The 21,571-nt window shown below is 42.4% G+C and carries 17 protein-coding genes and 2 tRNA genes; 15 read left to right on the top strand and 4 right to left on the bottom strand.

Annotated features, from left to right (window positions below; all coding sequences use genetic code 11):
• Positions 1 to 109 precede the first annotated feature (109 nt).
• Both DW917_RS01890 and aroQ read right to left on the bottom strand, forming a co-directional pair.
• Positions 110 to 748 carry an O-methyltransferase gene (locus tag DW917_RS01890; protein WP_118115958.1) on the bottom strand — a complete coding sequence of 213 codons (639 nt, stop codon included), beginning with the start codon at positions 746 to 748 and terminating at the stop codon, positions 110 to 112.
• A 4-nt stretch (positions 749 to 752) separates the two neighbouring features.
• Positions 753 to 1,175, bottom strand: coding sequence for a type II 3-dehydroquinate dehydratase (gene aroQ / locus DW917_RS01885; RefSeq protein WP_118115956.1), 423 nt, complete (start codon positions 1,173 to 1,175; stop codon positions 753 to 755).
• 124 nt (positions 1,176 to 1,299) lie between these two features.
• Here aroQ and xerD point away from each other — a divergent pair, with 124 nt between their 5' ends.
• The 10 genes from xerD (at position 1,300) to DW917_RS01835 (ending at position 9,734) form a co-directional block, all read left to right on the top strand.
• The gene (xerD, locus tag DW917_RS01880) at positions 1,300 to 2,259 is read left to right on the top strand and encodes a site-specific tyrosine recombinase XerD (RefSeq protein ID WP_118115954.1); all 960 of its coding nucleotides are present in this window, start codon (positions 1,300 to 1,302) and stop codon (positions 2,257 to 2,259) included.
• A 119-nt stretch (positions 2,260 to 2,378) separates the two neighbouring features.
• The gene (gene metK / locus DW917_RS01875) at positions 2,379 to 3,653 is read left to right on the top strand and encodes a methionine adenosyltransferase (protein WP_118115952.1); all 1,275 of its coding nucleotides are present in this window, start codon (positions 2,379 to 2,381) and stop codon (positions 3,651 to 3,653) included.
• A gap of 83 nt (positions 3,654 to 3,736) precedes the next feature.
• The gene (locus tag DW917_RS01870) at positions 3,737 to 4,756 is read left to right on the top strand and encodes a DUF4271 domain-containing protein (protein WP_118115950.1); all 1,020 of its coding nucleotides are present in this window, start codon (positions 3,737 to 3,739) and stop codon (positions 4,754 to 4,756) included.
• A 7-nt stretch (positions 4,757 to 4,763) separates the two neighbouring features.
• Positions 4,764 to 5,513, top strand: a complete 750-nt coding sequence (locus tag DW917_RS01865) for a uroporphyrinogen-III synthase (protein WP_022110592.1) — start codon at positions 4,764 to 4,766, stop codon at positions 5,511 to 5,513.
• 107 nt (positions 5,514 to 5,620) lie between these two features.
• Positions 5,621 to 6,028 carry a ribonuclease P protein component gene (locus DW917_RS01860; RefSeq protein WP_022110591.1) on the top strand — a complete coding sequence of 136 codons (408 nt, stop codon included), beginning with the start codon at positions 5,621 to 5,623 and terminating at the stop codon, positions 6,026 to 6,028.
• Complete coding sequence (gene yidD, locus DW917_RS01855; protein WP_118115948.1) at positions 6,025 to 6,246, top strand: membrane protein insertion efficiency factor YidD; 222 nt, start codon at positions 6,025 to 6,027, stop codon at positions 6,244 to 6,246. The genes DW917_RS01860 and yidD overlap by 4 nt, the downstream gene beginning before the upstream one ends.
• Positions 6,247 to 6,308: 62 nt before the next feature.
• The gene (tyrS, locus tag DW917_RS01850) at positions 6,309 to 7,610 is read left to right on the top strand and encodes a tyrosine--tRNA ligase (protein WP_118115946.1); all 1,302 of its coding nucleotides are present in this window, start codon (positions 6,309 to 6,311) and stop codon (positions 7,608 to 7,610) included.
• 65 nt (positions 7,611 to 7,675) lie between these two features.
• Positions 7,676 to 7,746: transfer RNA gene (locus DW917_RS01845), tRNA-Gln, on the top strand.
• A gap of 255 nt (positions 7,747 to 8,001) precedes the next feature.
• A complete protein-coding gene (kduI, locus tag DW917_RS01840) occupies positions 8,002 to 8,847 on the top strand; it encodes a 5-dehydro-4-deoxy-D-glucuronate isomerase (RefSeq protein ID WP_118115944.1) in 846 nt (281 codons plus the stop codon).
• 83 nt (positions 8,848 to 8,930) lie between these two features.
• Positions 8,931 to 9,734 carry a gluconate 5-dehydrogenase gene (locus DW917_RS01835; protein WP_118115942.1) on the top strand — a complete coding sequence of 268 codons (804 nt, stop codon included), beginning with the start codon at positions 8,931 to 8,933 and terminating at the stop codon, positions 9,732 to 9,734.
• A gap of 95 nt (positions 9,735 to 9,829) precedes the next feature.
• Here the strand turns inward: DW917_RS01835 and DW917_RS01830 are convergent, their stop codons facing one another.
• Positions 9,830 to 10,105, bottom strand: coding sequence for an HU family DNA-binding protein (locus DW917_RS01830; RefSeq protein WP_022110103.1), 276 nt, complete (start codon positions 10,103 to 10,105; stop codon positions 9,830 to 9,832).
• A gap of 208 nt (positions 10,106 to 10,313) precedes the next feature.
• On the opposite strand from DW917_RS01830, the gene DW917_RS01825 reads away from it, so the two are divergent.
• From DW917_RS01825 to secDF, 3 genes are all read left to right on the top strand, one after another.
• Positions 10,314 to 11,267 carry a rhomboid family intramembrane serine protease gene (locus DW917_RS01825; protein WP_118115940.1) on the top strand — a complete coding sequence of 318 codons (954 nt, stop codon included), beginning with the start codon at positions 10,314 to 10,316 and terminating at the stop codon, positions 11,265 to 11,267.
• A 69-nt stretch (positions 11,268 to 11,336) separates the two neighbouring features.
• Positions 11,337 to 12,425 carry an endonuclease/exonuclease/phosphatase family protein gene (locus DW917_RS01820; protein ID WP_118115938.1) on the top strand — a complete coding sequence of 363 codons (1,089 nt, stop codon included), beginning with the start codon at positions 11,337 to 11,339 and terminating at the stop codon, positions 12,423 to 12,425.
• A gap of 119 nt (positions 12,426 to 12,544) precedes the next feature.
• A complete protein-coding gene (gene secDF / locus DW917_RS01815; protein WP_118115936.1) occupies positions 12,545 to 15,568 on the top strand; it encodes a protein translocase subunit SecDF in 3,024 nt (1,007 codons plus the stop codon).
• 249 nt (positions 15,569 to 15,817) lie between these two features.
• Here the strand turns inward: secDF and DW917_RS01810 are convergent.
• A tRNA-Arg gene (locus DW917_RS01810) sits at positions 15,818 to 15,889 on the bottom strand.
• Between the two features lie 176 nt (positions 15,890 to 16,065).
• On the opposite strand from DW917_RS01810, the gene DW917_RS01805 reads away from it, so the two are divergent.
• On the top strand, positions 16,066 to 17,079 hold the full coding sequence (locus DW917_RS01805; RefSeq protein ID WP_118115934.1) for an endonuclease/exonuclease/phosphatase family protein: 1,014 nt from the start codon (positions 16,066 to 16,068) through the stop codon (positions 17,077 to 17,079).
• A 105-nt stretch (positions 17,080 to 17,184) separates the two neighbouring features.
• Positions 17,185 to 21,372: a two-component regulator propeller domain-containing protein gene (locus DW917_RS01800; protein ID WP_118115932.1), complete on the top strand. Its 4,188-nt coding sequence runs from the start codon at positions 17,185 to 17,187 to the stop codon at positions 21,370 to 21,372.
• Positions 21,373 to 21,571: the final 199 nt, after the last annotated feature.

The following is a 21,571-nucleotide window of genomic DNA, read 5'->3' as shown; positions in this document are numbered from 1 at the left end:
GGTTAGAGAATCCCTGTTCTTAATAGAAAAAAGGGATGCTTCATAAAAACAATAAAGGCTGCGTCATAGAATACGCAGCCTTTATTGTTTTCTATTCTAATATTGTTTTCTATTTCTTTCTTATTAAAGTCAGTCCATCTCTTAATGGGAGGATTACAACTTCTACGCGAGGGTCTTGAGCGATGAAGTCATTAAACTTACGGATACCTTGCGTCTGGTGATCACGGTCGTAGGCAGGATCGATGACGTGCCCATCCCACAAGGTGTTGTCGGCAAGGATATAACCGCCGGGATTCAAGACGCTCATCACCATCTCATAGGTCTCGATGTAGGTGCGCTTGTCGCCATCGACAAAAGCCATGTCGAACATAACTTCCAATTTGGGTGCTTCCACGTTGGCATCACCTATGCGGAAATCTATCTTGTCGGCTACACTGGATCCCTCTATCCATGGTCGGGTGAAATCTTCCATCTCGTCATTGATTTCAAAGGTATAGAGTTTGCCGCCTTCCTGCAAACCCTCGGCCAGACAGATGGCGCTGTAACCGCTGAAGGTTCCTACTTCCAGGATGTTTTGGGGACGAATCATTTCTACCAGCATTTTGAGCAGTCTGCCTTGGATATGACCGCTTGCCATGCGACCGTGAATCGTATGGATATTAGTGGCGCGGTAAAGACGGTAGAGGTAATCGCCTTCTGGCTCCATGTGGTCGCAGATGTACTTGTCGATGCTTTCTGTCTCAGTCATATTCCTATTTGTTTGCAATGATGCCAGCTATGGCAAGGTCGTAGGATGCCAGACCGAAGCCACAGATGACTCCGAGGCAGGCGCAAGAGATATAAGAGTGGTGGCGGAACTCCTCACGCTTATGGACATTGGAGATATGAACCTCTACGCATGGGCACTTCAAGCTGCGGATGCAATCTTGCAAGGCAATGCTCGTGTGGGTATAGGCTCCTGCATTGAGGACTACACCATCGTATGAAAAACCCACTTCCTGCAACTTGTTGATCAGCTCACCTTCGATATTACTCTGGTAATATTCAATTTCTACATCAGAAAATTTTTCCTTCAATTTTGGCAAATAACTTTCGAAGGAGTTGCTGCCATAAATGCCCGGTTCACGGACACCGAGGAGGTTCAAGTTTGGACCATTGATAATTTGTATTTTCATAATCCCTTATTATTTTATCCGTTTATGAATATTTTTTTGTAATTTTGCAGAAGTTAGAGTGTTCTTCCATCATGGAAGATTGAGTCTGTCTCTTTTACTTCTAACTGCAAAGGTAATAATAAAAATGGAAACAAGCAAGAAATCAAGTACGAATATTGTTAAGGATTATGTGAGATACCTCAAATTGGAGCGTAATTACTCACCCAATACGTTGGAAGCTTACCAGCGCGACTTGCGTTATCTCCTTGAATTTGTCAAATCCAAGGAGATTTCCCTCTTGGATGTCAAACTGGAGGATTTAGAGGAGTTTTCTGCGGGCTTGCATGATAAGAATGTTGGTGCTCGTTCCCAATCGCGTATCTTAAGTGGAGTGCGTTCTTTCTATCGTTTCTTGATGATTGAGGATTATTTGAAAAATGATCCTACGGAGCTGCTTCCTTTCCCGCAGATTGGACAGCATTTGCCGGAATATCTGACAGTAGAGGAGGTGGATCTGTTGGAACAGGCTATTGATCTGACGAAATGGGAAGGACAGCGTAACAAGACAATCATAGAAGTCCTGTTCTCCTGTGGGTTACGAGTGTCGGAATTGGTAAATCTCAAATTAAGCGACATCTTCGAGGAGGAAAAATTCATCCGTGTTTTGGGAAAGGGAAGCAAGGAAAGACTTGTTCCGATTTCTGAAACTGCCATCAAACAGTTGCATTATTGGTATATGGACCGCAATCAGATGAAAATCAAGCAGGGAGAGGAGGATTATGTTTTCCTCAATCGACGGGGTGCTCATCTTACCAGAACGATGATTCTTATCATGATTAAGAATGCGGCAAAGGATGCAGGAATCAAGAAAACCATCTCGCCTCATACCCTTCGGCATAGTTTTGCAACAGCCTTGCTCAAGGGTGGTGCCGATTTGCGTGTTATCCAGGCCTTGTTGGGTCATGAAGATCTGGGAACGACAGAAATCTATACACATTTGGAAACTTCCGACTTGAGGCGGGAAATCTTGGAACATCATCCGAGAAATATCATGTATCGCGAGAAGATGAAGCCGGAAAGTGCTTCTGATGACCATCTTGACTGATAAACATTTAAAACTGGAATATTTTTCATTCTAATGTGACTGAATATGAAAATAAATGCGTAACTTTGCAGCCGCAAATAAATGATATATCAATTTTTTAAAGAAGAAAAGGAATAAATATGGCATATTTGTTTACGTCAGAATCAGTTTCTGAAGGACATCCTGATAAAGTTGCAGACCAGATATCCGATGCATTGTTAGACCAGTTCCTGGCTTACGATGAGCATGCTCATTGTGCTATCGAATCTTTCTGTACTACTGGTCAGGTGGTTATCATGGGCGAGGTTCGCTCTAATGAATACGTAGATTTGCAGACTATCGCCCGCAAAACAATTAAGAAAATCGGTTATACCAAATCAGAATACCAGTTTGATGGTGACTCTTGTGGTATTCTTACTGCCATTCATGAGCAGAGTGATGATATCAACCGTGGTGTGAGCCGTGAGGAAGATGAAGACCAGGGTGCTGGTGACCAGGGTATGATGTTCGGCTATGCTACCAATGAGACAGATAATTATATGCCAGTCTCTCTTGACTTGGCACAGCTCATCATGAAGGAACTCGCTGCTATCCGTAAGGAAGGTAAGGTAATGACTTATCTCCGTCCGGATTCCAAGAGTCAGGTAACGGTAGAATACTCTGATGACAATATTCCTCAGCGTATTGATACAATCGTTGTTTCTACTCAGCATGATGATTTTATCAAGGATGCAATGGGTAATGATGATGACGATGCTATGCTGGCAAAGATTCGTGAGGATGTTATCAACATTCTCATCCCACGCGTGAAAGCACAGTTGGGCGACAAGGTATTGTCTCTTTTCAATGATGACATCAAGTATTTCGTCAATCCTACAGGTAAGTTTGTTATCGGTGGTCCTCATGGAGATACCGGTCTGACAGGTCGTAAGATCATCGTGGATACTTATGGTGGTAAGGGTGCACATGGCGGTGGCGCTTTCTCTGGAAAGGATTCAAGTAAGGTGGACCGTTCTGCTGCTTACGCTGCTCGCTATATTGCCAAGAACATGGTAGCTGCAGGTGTGGCTGATGAAATGTTGGTGCAGGTAAGTTATGCTATTGGTGTGGCTGAGCCTGTCAGCATCTATGTGAATACTTATGGACGTAGCCATGTGAATATGAATGATGGTGAAATTGCCCAGAAGATTTCTCAGATGTTTGATCTCCGTCCAAAGGCTATCGAGCGTCAGTTGAAGCTCCGTCAGCCAATGTATCTGGAGACTGCTGCGTATGGTCACATGGGTCGAAAGAATGAGGTAGTGGAAAAAACTTTCACCAGCCGTTATCATGATACCAAGACTATGCAGGTAGAGTTGTTTACTTGGGAAAAACTCGATAAAGTAGAGGAAATTAAGAAAGAGTTTGCCCTTTAAAATGGGATTAGACTCAAGAAAATAGAATTTATTCCCTAGAGAGCCTGGCTTTCTAGGGATAACTTATTATTTATAGTAGAAGGATGGCGCAACAAGCAGATTCAACAATCATAGAAACTCCTGAGTCAGATGTGGCACAGGAGCCTTTAAAGCATACAGGAGAATTGACTCCGAAGCAAGTGCTGAGTTGGTTGCCCAAGAATGCGACACCTGCTCAGCAAGATTCCATGGTGCGAGCGCATATCAAACCATGTGAGATTCATTGGAGCGAAATGCCCGATACCTTGCATCTTCCAGGGCATCAGCCAGGCAAGAGTTTTAGGGACGTCAGCTTACCGCAGTATTATCGTGAGTCTTTCTTCTCGAAAGATTCGCTCTTTCATCCAGAATTGAAGGGCGGAAGATTGGGTGTGGCAGGTGACCCGGTGCCTTATACTGTAGCAGCCGATGATTTTGTCACGATTTTGCTCTTGTTCTGCTTTCTGATAGCATGTGTGGCCTTCACCAAGTCTCGTCAGCTTATCATTCGTCAGGCAAAGACTTTCTTTCGTGTACCACGATTTGGTACCACGGTGATAACCGAGACGTCCAACGAGTTGCGCTTCCAGTTGTTTCTGGGATTACAGACTTGCTTACTGATAGCCATCGGCTATTTTATGTATTCCAGGGCTTCTATCAGTGATACATTTACAATAGACCAATATCAGGTGATTAGCATCTATGCAGGGTATGCTGCAGCTTACTTCCTGTTGAAGGCATTGCTCTATTCGATAACAGGGTGGGTGTTCTTTGATAAGAAAAAAAACGAACAATGGATGAAGGCATATCTCTTCTTAGTGTCGTGTGAAGGTGTACTACTTTTCCCTGCTATCATGCTGATGACATACTTTGGTTTTTCCATACAAGCGGCTGTGATTTATACACTTATTGTAGTCGGAATCATCAAAATATTGTCTTTTTATAAGTGTTTCATCATCTTTTTTCGAAGAAAAGGCGCTTTTTTGCAAATAATTTTGTACTTTTGTGCCCTCGAAGTGGTACCTCTTTTCGCTTTGTCAGGCGGATTGGTATTGATTAGTCATTATTTGAAAATAAACTTTTAGGACAAAAATGATAAAGAAGATTTTAGTTTCTCAGCCAAAACCAGCGAGTGATAAATCTCCGTATTATGAATTAGAGAAGGATTATGGCGTAGAATGCGTGTTCCGCCCATTCTTCAAGGTTGAGGGACTTACAGCGAAGGAGTTTCGTCAGCAGAAAATCAATCTGCTCGACTATACTGCAGTAGTTTTCACCTCTCGTCATGCAGTGGATAACTATTTCAAGTTGGCCAAGGAGATGCGTATTACTATTCCAGAAGATATGAAGTACTTCTGCGTGATTGAGACGATTGCACTTTATATCCAGAAATATGTGCAGTATCGTAAACGAAAGGTGTTCTTTGGTGAAACAGGTAAGATTGATGGTCTCCTCGCACAAATGTCACGACACAAGACAGAGAAGTATCTCGTGCCACTGAGTTGTGTTCATAATGATGATATCAAGAATGCTCTCGACGAGAAAAACCTGAAGCATACAGAATGTGTGATGTATCGTACAGTAAGCAATGATTTCACAGAAGAGGAAATCAAGAGCTTCGATTATGATATGATGATTTTCTTCAGCCCAACTGGTGTGAAGGCTTTAAAGAAGAATTTCCCTGATTTCAAGCAAGGTGATATCGCTGTTGCTGCTTTTGGTCCTGCTACAGCCAAAACTGTAGAGGATGAGAATCTCAGACTCGATCTGGAGGCTCCTTCCAAGAAATTCCCTTCTATGACAGGTGCCTTGAAAGATTATCTCGAGAGAAATAACGAATAATTAAGTTCTGGGAGAAGTACTGAGGGATCTCTAATAAATCCGGAGTGATTTCTATGGTCCTAAGATTTCTATAGAACTGTGTAATTAATATAGCCTAATTGATAGGAATGTCAGAACAGAAGACTTTTACATTACCGAAACAAGAGAGGTTGTGTAGCAGGACGCTCATAGAACAACTCTTTTTGGGTCATTCCCAACATAAGAAAGAATGGCCGGTGAGGGTAGTGTATCAAGTCGTGAAAAGGAAGGATGAGGATGATGCGCAAGCGGAAGTATTGATGAGTGTGTCTAAGCGCTATTTCAAGAGAGCTGTAAAGCGCAACTTGGTGAAGCGCCAACTTCGGGAAAGCTATCGTCTTCATAAGGCAATTTTGACAGATGTACTTGCTTTGCATCCGGATACTAAAATCCTCATTGCCTTTATTTGGCTTTCTGGACAAACCTATGATTCTGTGAAGGTTGAGAAAGCTGTTAAGGCGGCATTGGAAAAGATAGTAGATAGTTTGGAACAATGAAAAAGCTGCTAACTTACCTGCTGGTGATGCCGATACTCTTTTATCAAAGATGTATCACGCCATTTACTCCGCCGTCTTGTCGCTTTACGCCCACTTGTTCTGAGTATGCTCGTCAGGCGATTCTGAAGCATGGACCGTTTAAAGGGCTCGCTTTGGCTATCTGGCGAATATTAAGATGCAATCCATGGGGTGGTTCGGGTTATGACCCCGTGCCGTAAGTTTCCGAAGGTGATTCGGGCCCCTTACACATATTTTATATAATATATAACAATCTCATTCGATGGCAAAAAACTTTGTTGAAGAATTGAAATGGCGTGGTATGCTGGCTCAGATTATGCCAGGTACAGAGGAATACCTCAACACCCACATGGTGTCTGCTTATCTTGGTACTGACCCTACCGCAGACTCTCTTCATATCGGTCACCTTTGTGGAATCATGATGTTGCGTCACTTGCAGCGTTGTGGTCACAAGCCTTATCTGCTTGTTGGCGGTGCTACAGGTATGATTGGCGACCCTTCTGGCAAGAGTCAGGAGCGTAATCTTCTCGACGCAGAGACTCTCTATCATAACCAGGAGGCTATCAAGAAGCAGGTATCTAAGTTCCTTGACTTCGATGGCAATGAGCCAAATAAGGCTGAGTTGGTAAACAACTACGACTGGATGAAGGACTTTACTTTCCTCGATTTCGCTCGTGTGGTAGGTAAGCACATTACCGTTAACTATATGATGGCAAAGGATAGTGTACAGAAGCGTTTGAATGGTGAGGCTCGTGACGGCTTGTCTTTCACAGAGTTTACTTATCAGTTGCTTCAGGGTTACGATTTCCTTTATCAGTATGAGAAGTATGGTGTGCGCCTTCAGCTCGGTGGTAACGACCAGTGGGGTAACATGACTACAGGTACTGAGTTGATTCATCGTACTCTCGGCAATGATGCAGAGTGCTTCTGCCTCACTTGTCCTTTGATTACCAAGGCAGATGGCAAGAAGTTTGGTAAGACAGAGAGCGGTAACATCTGGTTGGACCGTAATCGTACTACTCCTTACGCTTTCTACCAGTTCTGGTTGAACGTAAGTGATGACGATGCTGAGAAATATATCAAGATCTTCACCGACCTCGACAAGGAAACTATTGATGCTCTCGTAGAAGAACATAAGCAGGATCCAGGTCGCCGTGTTCTCCAGAAGCGTTTGGCAGAGGAGGTTACTGTTATGGTTCACTCTCAGGAAGACTTGGATATGGCTATTGCTGCCAGCAACATCCTCTTCGGTAAGGCAACCAAGGAGAATCTTGCACAGCTTGATGAGGCTACCTTGAATGATGTATTCGCTAATGTACCTCATTATGATCTCGACAAGAATTTGCTTGGCGGAGCAGCAGTTGACCTTTTCAATCAGGAAGGTATGCAGATTTTCCCAAGTAAGAGCGAGATGCGTAAGCTCGTTAAGGGCGGTGGTGTTTCACTCAACAAGGAGAAGCTTGCTGCTTTCGATCAGATAGTAACTGCAGACGACCTTATTGATGGTAAGTATCTCTTGGTACAAAAGGGCAAGAAGAATTACTTCTTGATTACCGTGAAATAATCGTTAAAAGTATTGAAAATATTTGGTAGTGGAGAAAAAATCCACTACCTTTGCATCCGATTTATTGTCCTATGGTGTAATGGTAGCACTACAGTTTTTGGTTCTGTCAGTGGTGGTTCGAATCCGCCTGGGACAACAAGTCATAAATAACCCTTCAAGTCTTCACGGATTTGGAGGGTTATTTTTTTGTGATTTATCTAAAATAGAAATCGTAGAGCCTGATTTCTCTGAGAATTTTTACTTTTATCTGTTATTTAGGGATAATAGACGTGAAAAACAGGTTATAAATTAAGAAATAAGTAAAAAGTGATATTCTTTCGTACATATTTAGTAGTGATATTCAAAAATATTTTGTATCTTTGCCCTCAGAACAAACAAATCGAAAGAAGTAATGAAGACGAATTATGAATTGAGATACGCATCCAATCCGGTTGATGCAAAGACGTATGATACCTCCCGATTGAGAAAGGATTTCTTGATCGAGACTCTTTTTGTGGCAGATGAAGTCAATATGGTGTATTCCATGTATGACAGAATGATCGTGGGTGGTGCTATGCCTGTCAAGGAAAAACTGAAGTTGGAGGCCATAGATCCTCTGAAAGCTCCATACTTTACGACCCGTCGTGAAATCGGAATTTTTAATGTAGGCGAAGGTGTAGGTGTCGTTCAGGTAGGAGAAGAGGTCTTTGAGTTGGGGTTCAAAGAGGCTCTTTACATTGGTAGTGGTGAGCGTGATGTATTCTTTGAAAGCAAAGACCCAGCCTGTCCAGCCAAATTTTATTTCAATAGTACAACGGCTCATCAGAGTTATCCATGCAAGAAGGTGACGAAGGCTGATGCAATCAGTGTACACATGGGATCACTGGAAATGAGCAATGAGCGTACCATCAATAAGATGTTGGTTAATCAGGTATTGCCTACTTGCCAGTTGCAGATGGGGATGACAGAACTTGCTACTGGTTCTGTTTGGAATACGATGCCAGCCCATGTTCACAGTCGTCGTATGGAAGCTTATTTCTATTTTGAGGTTCCTGAGAGTCAGGCTGTGTGCCATCTGATGGGTGAACCGCAGGAAACACGCCATATCTGGATGAAGGGCAATCAGGCGGTTCTTTCACCAGAATGGAGCATACATAGTGCTGCTGCCACTCACAATTATACCTTTATCTGGGGTATGGGAGGTGAAAATCTTGACTATGGTGATCAGGACTTTTACGAGATTACTGACTTAAAATAATAAAATATGGATGGTCTGAAGGAGTGTTTCGGAAGACCAGCGTATGAAAGATAATCATAAACAACTATAAATCGAACAAAAACATGGATTTTTCTAAGTTATTCTCTCTTGAGGGTAAGGTAGCCCTCGTAACAGGTGCCGCTTACGGCATTGGTTTCTCAATTGCTGAGGCTTATGCTAAGGCAGGTGCAAAAATCGCTTTCAACTGCCGTAGCCAGCATCACATGGATCAGGCTTTGGCTGACTATAAGGCTAAGGGTATTGATGCTAAGGGTTATATCTGTGATGTAACTGATGAAGAGCAGGTTAAGAATATGGTAGCTGATATTGAGAAGGAACTCGGTGTGATCGATATCTTGGTTAACAATGCTGGTATCATCAAGCGTATTCCTATGACAGAAATGTCTGTAGAGGATTTCAAGCAGGTTATCGACATAGACCTCAATGCTCCTTTTATCGTTTCTAAGGCAGTTCTCCCAGGTATGATCAAGAAGGGTCATGGTAAGATTATCAACATCTGCTCTATGATGAGTGAGTTGGGCCGTGAGACTGTTTCTGCTTATGCTGCAGCTAAGGGTGGTTTGAAGATGTTGACCCGTAACATCTGCTCTGAGTTCGGTGAGTATAATATCCAGTGTAACGGCTTGGGCCCTGGTTATATTGCTACTCCACAGACAGCACCTCTTCGTGAGCGTCAGGCAGACGGTAGCCGTCATCCATTCGATAGCTTCATTTGCGCTAAGACTCCAGCTGGTCGTTGGTTGGAGCCAGAGGAGTTGATGGGTCCTGCAGTATTCTTGGCTTCTGAGGCTTCAAATGCAGTAAATGGTCACATCCTCTATGTAGATGGTGGTATTTTGGCATACATTGGCAAGCAGCCTAAATAAAGAAGCTTTCGTCTTTCCAAAGAGAGACTTATATAAATGAAATAGGGCAGCCCGATATGGGCTGCCCTTTATTTGTCTTAAATAATCTTTACAAATTATTCGTTGATAGCATCAGCAAGTTCTGCACCGGCCTTGAATTTAGCTACCTTCTTAGCTGCAATTTGGATCTTCTCCTTAGTGGCAGGGTTGATACCCTCACGAGCAGGGCGCTCGCTGACACTGAATGTGCCGAAACCTACCAACTGGATTTTATCACCAGCAACGAGAGCCTCTTTGAGAGCGTTAGTTGTAGCGTCAAGAGCCTTCTTTGCATCAGCCTTGCTAATACCAGCACCAGCTGCAATCTTGTCGATCAATTCTGTCTTGTTCATAATTTTTCTTTATTAAATGATTAATATTTTCGTTCCTTATCCAATTTTGCTTACAAATATAGGTTATTCCTTTTAAAAAAACAACAAAAAGAGAAGAAAAATGTAGATTTTATTGAAATTTAAGTGTAATATGCTTATTTTATGGCGCTATAACGGATATTTTTCGTAATTTTGCCCCAAATTTCGTAAAAAGATAAAGTTTTAGATTATGCGTAATATACCTATAGTTACAAAGAACTTGCTGATAGTGAATATCGTGGCTTTCCTGATTACATATATATTGGGAAAGGATGCTTCAGGTGGTTATGTTCTAAATGATCTCTTGGGACTCCATTTCTTTATGGCATCTGATTTTCAGGTCTATCAACTGATTACTTACATGTTTATGCATGGTGGTTTCGAGCATATTATCTTCAATATGTTCGCACTTTGGATGTTCGGTTGTGTCGTGGAAAGGGTGTGGGGACCTAAGAAATTCCTTTTTTATTACATAGCTTGTGGGTTAGGTGCAGGATTGTTTCAGGAGTTGGCTCAGACTATTCAGTTTTATTTTACAGCGTCTGAACAGTTTCCGGATTTGACAATATCCCAATTATGGACCATAGGACATAATAGTGCTGATGTTTTGAATAATTGGACTACCGTTGGAGCTTCTGGTGCTATTTATGGTATTTTGTTGGCTTTTGGTATGATATTTCCAGAGGAACGTATTTTCATTTTCCCATTGCCTATTCCTATCAAGGCTAAGTATTTTGTAATAGGATATGCTGCTATCGAATTGGTTTCTGCCATCGCTACAACAGGTGATGGTGTGGCACATATTGCTCACCTTGGTGGTATGGTTGTTGGATTCTTTATAATTCGTTATTGGAGAAAACAAGTTAATGGATATAGTGGCAGCAGTGCTCGTGATGCTTTTGAGAAACTTCGTGATTCTTTAGGTGGAAAGCGTAACCGTCAGCATTTTAACTATACCCGCAATCATAATCCTCAGTCTGATAATAACTCTTATCAGTCTCATCAGCAGGATTGGGATTATAATGCCCACAAGCGTGCCACCCAGGAGGAGATAGATCGAATCCTGGACAAGATTCGCAAAAGTGGCTATGATAGCTTGACAAAAGATGAGAAGCAGACTCTTTTTGACCAGAGTAAAAAATAAACTGGTCCTTCTGGGTGTCATGTATGATATTGAATGGATGTATGATATAAAGAAATAAGCGGCAAGATTATGTTTAAACAATTGAGGCAGTTTTCTGTCAGGATGATTGCGGGAGCAAATATTGCTACCATAATCATCCTGTTTCTTATAGGTTTTTCAGATCATCTTCATCCGGAAAGATTTGCCATGTTGTCTAATGTTGGTTTGCTTTTCCCTGTTTTTCTCTTCATCAACTTAGGGTTTCTTATCTTTTGGCTGATATTTAAGGTGCGTTATGCGCTGATTCCTTTCATGGGGTTCATTATCTGTTATGTACCTGTGCGAGAATATATTCCCTTCAATATTCCTCAAGAGGCTCCGGAGGGTTCCATCAAGATCCTTTCATATAATACCTGGGCTTTTGCAGAGGGAGAAATGGGGGAAGACGGCATTAATCCTATTGTGAAGTATATCAAGGAACAGAATGCAGACATTGTATGTCTTCAGGAAGCGGGGCATAATGGGGATGTGGAGAATCAGCTGGACTCTCTTCTCTATCCGATGTATGCTTATCGGGATACAACCTGGCATTTGGGAGGCGGTAATGTAGTAGGCATATTGAGCAAATATCCGATTCTTTCTAAGGAACGTATCCCATATGAGTCAGCGGGAAATCTCAGTGTGGCTTATCAGTTGGAAATCAACCATGAAAAGGTGCTCTTGATTAATAATCATCTGGAAACGACGGGGTTGACCTTGGAAGAACGGGCACAGTTTAAGCAACTTATCAAAGGAAAACTGGAGACTGATACTGCTGAAATCACTTCCAAGTTGCTGGTAGTGAAATTGGGAGAGGCCACCCGTAAGCGAGCATCACAGGCAGAAGCAGTCGCAGATTACATCCGTCAGCATCGGGATATGAGTATTATTCTCTGTGGTGATTTCAATGATGGACCGATTTCTTATTCCCATCGAACCATTGCCAAAGGACTTACAGATTGCTATGTAGCAAGTGGCAACGGACCGGGTATCAGTTATCATCATGGGGGATTTTTTGTAAGGATTGACAACATGATGTGCTCAGATGACTGGGAACCCTACGAATGCAAAATAGACCGCAAAATATCGTCATCAGACCATTATCCTATCGTTTGTTACCTAAAAAAGCGGGATAAATAGCAAAAAAGCCTCAAATTATTCTTATAAAAGAAAAAAAATGATTATTTTTGCACGTCATTATGTTGATAATAAAGAAATTAGATGAAGATAAAATAAATAATTAATAATAAATAATAGAAATGCAAAACAAAGGAATTGTAATTTGTGTTGCCGTCTTATTGACGCTTGCAAGCATCTTCTATCTGTCATTCTCAGTAGCAACAAGCTACTATGACAGTGAGGCTGCAAAGATCAAAGACCCTATTGCACAGCAGGACTACAAGGATTCTGTGAAGTACTTGGGTGTTTATTCTTATCAGAATTGCTTGGAAACTCAGATTGGTCTTGGACTTGACCTCAAGGGCGGTATGAATGTAATTCTTGAGATTTCTGTACCTGATGTAATTGAAAACCTCGCTGACCACAAGACAGACGCTGGTTTCACCAATGCCATGAAGGAAGCCAGAACTCAAGAGGAAGCTAACGGTGGTGACTTTGTGTCACTTTTCATTAACGCTTATCACAAGAGCGCACCAGGTCATAAACTCGCAGAGGTTTTTGCTACCCAGCAGTTGCAGGGTAAGGTTTCTCCTCAGAGCAGCGATGCAGAGGTAGAAAAAGCTATCCGCAGTTCTGTACAGGATGCTATCGACAACTCTTTCAATGTTGTACGTACTCGTATTGATAAGTTTGGTGTTGTACAGCCTAACATCCAGAAGTTGGAAGGTCAGCAGGGCCGTATCATGGTAGAAATGCCTGGTATCAGCCAGCCTGAGCGTATGCGTAAGATGCTTCAGGGTAGTGCTAACCTTGAATTCTGGGAGACATATAACTCTGAGGAAATTGCTCCTTATCTCCAGCAGCTTGACACTCGTCTTGCTAATGGCGACCATGAGGTAGAGGCTAAGGATTCTGTTGCTGCTGATTCTGCTAAGAATGAAGTTGCAAAGACAGAACCTGCTAAGGCTGCTCCTAAGTTGAACCTCAAGAAGGGTGATGAGGCTAAGTCTAAGATCAATGCTGAAAAGCAGAGTGCTGCTGCCATCAAGGCTCATCCATTGCTGGCTCGTTTGCAGTTGGTTCCTGGACAGGGTCTGAGCACTGTGGGTTATGCAAGTGTTCGCGATACTGCAGCTATCAATAAGTTGATCTATTCTGCTTTGGCTAAGCAGGTGTTGCCTTCAGACTTGAAGTTGCTCTGGAGTGCTAAACCAGCTGACCATTTGAATGCGAAGAACATCTATGAACTCCATGCCTTGAAGGTGACTACCAGTACAGGTCGCGCTCCATTGGAGGGTGATGTGATTACTGATGCTAAGGACGAGTTTGAACCTACTACTGGTGCTCCATGTGTAAGCATGAAGATGAATACCGAGGGTGCTCGTAAGTGGGCTCAGATGACTAAGGCTAACGTAGGTAAGGCTATTGCCATTGTTTTGGATGGTGTAGTTTATTCTGCTCCTCGTGTAAACGGTGAGATTGCCGGCGGTAGTTCTCAGATTACTGGTAACTTCACTATCGAGGATACGAAGGATTTGGCTAACACATTGAAGTCTGGTCGTATGCCAGCTCCTGCCCGTATCGTTCAGGAAGAGGTTGTTGGTCCTACTCTCGGTGCACAGTCTATCCAGATGGGTATCATCTCATTCGCTGTGGCTTTCGTACTCTTGATGGTTTACATGGTGATGATGTACAACATCATTCCTGGTATGATGGCTAACCTTGCATTGCTTGTCAATGTATTCTTCACATTAGGTATCTTGACGTCATTCCAAGCAGCCTTGACGTTGCCGGGTCTTGCCGGTATGGTCTTGTCTTTGGGTACGGCCGTGGATGCTAACGTGCTTATTTATGAGCGTATCAAGGAAGAACTCCGTTCTGGTAAGGGTATGAAGCAGGCTGTGGCTGCCGGTTATGGTAATGCTTTCTCTGCTATCTTCGACTCTAACTTGACATCTTTGATTACAGGTGTTATCCTGCTTGTTACTGGTACCGGTCCTGTTCGTGGTTTCGCCACAACCTGGATTATCGGTATTGTTGTATCATTCTTTACTGCTGTATTCTTGACTCGTTTGGTTTACGATTATAAGTTGAATCACGACAAGTGGATGCATTGCAAGTTTGATACTCCAGTTTCTCACAACTTGATGCAGGGCAAGAAGTACAAGTTCATGTCTATGTACAAGACTACCTTTACTGTAGCAATTGTAGCAGCTGTCGTATTTATTGGTAGCTTTGTAGTTCGTGGCTTGAGCAAGAGTATTGACTTCACCGGTGGTCGCAACTATGTAGTTCAGTTTGAGAATGCCGTAGAACCAGAGCAGATCCGTACCGTTCTTGGTGATGCATTTGTCAATGCAGATGGAACCAAGGCCAACACAAGTGCTATTGCTATCGGTACAGATGGAAGAACCATCCGTGTATCTACCAACTATATGATTGAGAGCAACAGTCCTACAGTAGATGATGAGGCTGAAACAATCCTCTATAACTCATTGAAGAAGGCTGGTTTGGTTTCTCAGCAGAATGTTGAGGCTTTCAAGAATCCAGATGTACGTCAGGGTGGTTCTATCATCAGTAGTACAAAGGTAGGTCCTTCTGTAGCTAAGGATATTACAATGGGTGCAATCTACAGTGTGCTTTTCGCATTGATAGCAATCTTCCTCTACATTTTGCTCCGTTTCCGCAACGTAGCATTCTCTGTAGGTTCTACTATCGCTCTTGCATTTGATGCTTTGACTGTTGTCGGTTTCTACTCACTCTTGTGGGGTCTTGTACCATTCTCATTGGAGATTGACCAGACCTTCATCGGTGCTATCCTGACCGTGGTTGGTTACTCTATCAATGATAAGGTGGTTGTGTTCGACCGTATCCGTGAGAACATGAAGCTTCATCCTAAGGGTGATCGCCAGCAGCTTTTCAATGCTTCTATCAATGAGACATTGGCACGTACTATCAATACTTCAACTTCTACCTTGATTGTGTTGCTCTGTATCTTCATCCTCGGTGGTGACAGTATCCGCAGCTTCGCATTCGCTATGATTTTGGGTGTTGTATTCGGTACTTTGTCTTCTATCTTCATTGCTTCTCCAATGGCTTACATCGTTCTTGGTCGTAAGATTAAGGAAGAGCCTGCTGAGGCAGAGGTTGTTGCTGTTAAGTAATACTGGGCAGATCAATAACCATATAGAAGCGAATTAACATGAATAATTTCTCCGTCTGGTGAAAACCAGATGGAGAAAATGTTCCAAAGAGAATGTGAATGTTCTAAAGAGGATATTCTATGAAGTGAATATTTTGGATGAAGGACATTTCAATGATTTGAGGAACTGAAAGATATAATAAAAGGTCGCATTCCAGAAAGGAAGCGACCTTTTATCGATTCAGCTTGTATGCTGACAACTATCTCCATGTGATTCCACCGAGAATCGAACTCGGATCAAAGGTTTAGGAAACCTCCGTTCTATCCATTAAACTATGGAACCCTTTGTGGATAGTTTGGATTGCTTGTAAGATGGCATGAACAGCAATCTGTCTGCAAAGATAATGTAAAAATCTGACTTGACAAAGAGAATAGGCAGAAAATCAATGCTATTTTGTTGAGAAACCTTATAAAATTCGTAATTTTCATGTGTGGATACGACTTTAAAATCTCATAATTATGTTTTTATCTCTTCTTTTATCTTCTTTTTTCACGTTTGTAGAGTTGAATTGTGAAAATCTTTTCGATACCGTACATGATTCTCTGAAGAATGATACGGAGTTTCTGCCAGAGAGTGATTATCACTGGACAAGAACCCGATATTGGAAGAAAATCAATCATCTTTCCCAGGAAATAATTGCTTTAGGAGAGTTGGCTACACCTTATTATATATATAATAGCAGTCTAAGCCAGAGCAAGAAAAATCAGTTGCAAGGTAAGGGACGCCAAAATCAATGGCATTTGCCGGACTTCGTGGCTCTCTGTGAAGTAGAAAATGATTCTGCTATGATTGCTTTGACCAAGCGTTCTCTGTTGCGCAAGGCTGGTTATGAATATGTGATGACCTCCTCTCCTGATGAGCGTGGCATAGATGTAGCATTGATGTACCAGCCTTTTTCATTCCGGCTGCTGCACCATCATGCTATACGTATCAAGCGTTTGTCTAATACTCGTCCCACTCGTGATATTCTTTATGCCAAGGGAATTTTGATGGGGAAAGATACGCTTCATGTTTTTGTAGTTCATGCCCCAAGTCGCAGGGGAGGCGAGGCTGCTTCCCGTCCTTATCGTCTGCAGGTAGCCAGTCAGTTATCGCAGGCTGTTGATTCTATTTATTCATTTAATAATGATGCTAAGATTATTGTGACGGGTGATTTCAATGATTATTCTGATTCTCCTGCATTGCTGTTCCTGGAGCATCATCAGTTGGTGAACATCAGTCAGGATGCGCATGGATGGAATGGAGCCAAGGGTACTTATCGTTACCATGGAGAATGGCGCAGTCTTGATCAGATGTTGTGTAGTCAGTCTTTGGTAGGGCAGAAAATCGCTTGTGAGGTGGGAGATTTGCCTTTCCTTTTGCAGGAAGACGATAAATATGGTGGTAAGAAGCCATTTCGTACCTTTCTGGGTCCCAGGTATTTAGGAGGATATAGTGACCATTTGCCACTTGTTGCATGGTTTAAGTTATAGGTTGTTGTGAAATAATCTTGAAAAAAATCTTGATAATAGTTGTTTTTCAATAATTAAAAAATGTTGAAACTCATAGAGTTTTGACAAATAATTACTATCTTTGCAATGACTAACCTAATCAATGATGTAATAAACCGAGGAAAGATGAAGAGATTCTTGATAATTTTTGCTATATATATCCTATGTTTGCCAATATTCGGTAAATATACGGAAAAACCATTGTTCTCACATTTGGGTGTGAATGATGGGCTGCCTCATAATACCATTGTGGATTTTGTACAGGACAACCAGGGGGTGATTTGGATTGCCACTAAGGGTGGGCTTGCGAAATTTGATAGCTACGATGTCAAAACGTATCATCATTTTTCTAAAAAACCGCAAAGTCTTGGCAGCGATTTCATCAATTCTCTTTATAAGGACAGTCAGGGGAGATTATGGGTGTGTACCGATAAAGGTTTGTCGCTCTATCATTTCGGAGCAGATCATTTCAAAAATTTCATTTACCAGCACCGTGCCATCTATAGTGTTGTAGAGCTTGATTCTGTTCATCTTTTGGTGAATGCGGGGCATGAGTTGGTTGTGTTTAATACGACTGATTTGAAATTCCGTAAGTTAGGCATCGCCAAGCTTCCCATCAAGGGAGTTTCGACTTTATTCAAGTATGCTGATGAAATCATGATTGGTTGTAACGAGGGAATCTATCGATACAATCTCTTGACTAAGAAAATGAGTAGGCTTCATATTCCTGCTGTTGATGGAAATCAGATTCAGTGCTTGTATCGTACAGCGGATACCCATTTGTATATAGGTACAGAAGGCTCTGGTCTCTTTGTCTATCATCTTGTGACTCATCAGGTGAAGCATTATACAACCCTTAACTCACAACTCTCTTCTGATTATATCCGTGCATTGTCAGTCAATGAGGATGGAGATTTGTGGGTGGGTACGGTATTGGGCCTGAACGTGCTGAAGAAGAATGGAGTATTGACTCATTTGGATCGTGATGATAAATATTTAGGAAAAGGCACACAACCTTCTATAAGATGTATTAAGAATGATTCTCAAGGCGGTATTTGGTTGGGAACTTACTACAATGGTGTCTGCTATTATAATCCTCGCAAGAACTATTTTGTCAATATGCAGAAGATTCCGGGCGTCAACTCCCTGAGCAATAATATCATTGGCTGCATCGTGGAGGATAAGGAGCATCATCTCTGGATAGGAACGAATGGCGGACTTCAGCGATATAATCCGATTACCGAGCATTATGAACTGTTTACTACTGCCAATGGTTTACGTTCCAACGATATCAAAGCACTCTATGTTGACCCTGTTCGCCATCTTCTTTATATTGGTTCGCAGCTGGGTGGCTTGAGCATCATGAATATAGCCACCAAGCAGATACAGACCCTATTGTTGCCAACTTCCAATATGGATGATAATAGCATCTATGCCATTCATCCATTGGAGGGAGGAAATAAATTGCTGATAGGTTCACTTCGTGGACTTAAACTATATGATACAACCACCGGCATTTTCAGGTCTTTGCCAAAGGAAATGAAAGGTGACTGTAATTTCCCTCTCCATATCCGCGCTATCTTTCAGGATGCTTCTGGTCTTATTTGGCTTGGAGGAGAGGATGGATTGGCTGCTTACCGCTTGCAGCAGGGCAAATTGCAAAAGCAAAAGAAGCCAGAAATAGATAGTGAACTCGCCAGTGCCTGTGTCTTTTCTATCTACCAGGATTACTCTAAAAATATCTGGATAGCCAGTCAGCAGGGATTGTATCAGATTTCTGCCAAGACAGGTAAGACCAGGGGGTATGGAATGGCTGATGGCTTGCCAAGTAATGTAATCTTCAGTATTACACAGGATTCTATGGGCAAGTTCTGGATTGGTACGGGACATGGATTATGCTCATTCCTCACCAAGACTCACCATTTCAAGAATTATCGTCTCAAGGATGGAATCCAGGGCTATCAGTTTATGCCGAATGCAGTTTGCAAGGCAAGTAATGGCTATATTCTGTTTGGTGGAATCAATGGAATCACTTCCTTTAAGCCGGAGTCTTTCACAGATAACCCTTTTGCACCACCGGTTCTGATAACCGAGTTGAAACTCTTTGATAAGATCGTAAAGCCGGGGGATGAAACCGGGCTTCTTACCTCACAGATTTCGCAGACTCAGCGCATTGTATTGCGCCACGACCAGTCTATGATTTCCCTGAAGTTAGCAGTAGCCAATTTCGTTTCTGGTTCGCACAATACCTTTGCCTATAAGTTGGAAGGATATGATAATAAGTGGCATCATCTTACTGATGACCAGAACGTTATCTATTCCTATCTTCCACCAGGAACCTACCGCTTCTTGGTGAAGGCTGCCAATAATGATGATAAATGGAATGAAAAGCCTACCATGTTGGAAATCAAGGTTTTGTCACCTTGGTATGCTACATGGTTTGCCAAATTTATCTATTTCCTGGCTTTTGCGGGTTTACTTTACGCCATATTCCGCTTCTTCCAGGATCGTGAAAGAGAAAAGCAGATCAGAATACAGGAGCATAATGAGCAGATACGCAAGCAGGAGATGTATGAGATGCGCCAGCGCTTCTTCATAGACATCTCTCATGAGTTGCGTACGCCGTTGACTTTGATTTCTTCGCCATTGGAAGAGGTGATGATGCGCCCAGAAGACAGTTGGACCAAGAGCAGACTTCATTTGATACAGAAGAATGTCAACAGGTTGATTCATCTCGTAAACCAGTTGATGGACTATCGTCGTGCGGAATTGGGAGTATTCAAACTCAAGGTGCGTCCTTTGGATCTGGAGGCTATCATCAAGAAAAACTATTCCATGTTTGTGGATAGTGCTGCAAAGCGCAACATTGATTACCAGTATCATTGTGATCTGGAAGATAAGATGGTTCTTTGTGATCCTAATTATCTGGAGTTGATGCTTACCAATCTGTTGTCGAATGCCTTCAAATATACACCAGACGGCAAGTCGATTATGGTCAGCGCAAAAGTAGAAAATGGATTCCTGCAGCTATGTGTAGCTGATACGGGAAAGGGTATTCCTAATGAGCAGAAGAACAAGATTTTCGAACGGTTCTATCAGATCAAGGGCCAGCAGACGGGTGGCTGGGGCATTGGACTTTCCATTATTACCCGTCTTGTACAGCTTTATCATGGAAAGTTGTCTGTAGAGAGTCAGGTAGGTGAGGGAAGTACCTTTACCATTAGCTTGCCAATCCGTCCGGATGCTTTCACTCAGGAGGAGATTGCTACAGAGGAGGAAATCAAGGCAAGAGATATAGACAGCTTCTATGGTTCTCATACATTGGAAGAGTTGAAGGATATGGAAGCTTCCCAGAAAGAGGTTTCTGCAGCTTCTGACAATACTTCTTCAAACGCTTCTTCCGTAAGAGAAGAGGCTGTAGCAGGAAATACCTTGGGAGAAACTGAAGATGAAACCTCTGAAGCAACTGGGGATGAGGCTTCTGTAGATAAGGTATTGGTTGTAGAAGATAACCGGGAAATCAGGCATTATCTGAGTCAATCGCTTTCTGAAAATTATCAGGTCTATGAGGCTTCTAATGGTAAGGAGGCTTTGGCGATATTGTCAGAGAATGAGGTGAATCTGATTCTTACCGATGTCATGATGCCTGAGATGGATGGTATTCAGCTCTGCAATGCAGTCAAGAGCCATCTGCAGACGAGCCATATTCCTGTTATCATCTTGTCTGCCAAGGTGGATGTGGAAGAACAGTTGGCAGGATTGAAGATGGGAGCAGACGATTATATTCCGAAGCCGTTCTCGCTGGCCATTGTCAAGGCTAAAATCTTCAATATCCTGCGTACTCACAAGCAGATGATAGAGCGTTACCGCCATTCCAAGAAGATTGAGCCGCCGAAGATCACGGTCAACTCTCTCGATAAGGAATGGATGGAGAATGCACTTGCTGTCGTCAAGAAGCACTTGAGCGATGATAAGTTCTCCACCGATATCTTTGCCCGTGAGATGCTGATGAGCCGTACGAGTCTCTACACCAAGATGAAGGCTCTTACTGGAGAAAGCGTCAAGGAGTTTATCCGTCGCATCCGACTCAATACTGCCGCAGAAATGATTCTGCGCAATGAACATAGCATTGCCGAAATCAGCTTCCTGGTAGGTTTTGCCACTCCTTCCTATTTCACCACAAGTTTCAAGAAATATTTCGGATGTCTGCCTACTGAATACATCAAGAAACAGACTGAAGGGGAAACAGAGGAAGAAGAGCGGGAGGAAAACTGATTTTTAAGTTGGAAAAACTAATTTTCAGTTGAGGAAATCCGAAATTTGGATGCGCATCGTTAGGTGTTAATGATGCGCATCGTTAAGTTGCAAAAAAGTGCTTCTTCATCCGTCTGTAATTTTCGAGAAATTAGGTGTCATTGTTACCGTCCCTGTACCCACTTTGATTTTTCCTTGCCCACGGAAAAATTCTTGCGTG

The sequence above is a fragment of the Prevotella sp. AM42-24 genome (assembly GCF_003461825.1).
GTDB classification, from domain to species: domain Bacteria; phylum Bacteroidota; class Bacteroidia; order Bacteroidales; family Bacteroidaceae; genus Prevotella; species Prevotella hominis.
Note: the sequence above shows the minus strand (reverse complement) of the source record. Positions and strands in the feature narration are given on the sequence as shown.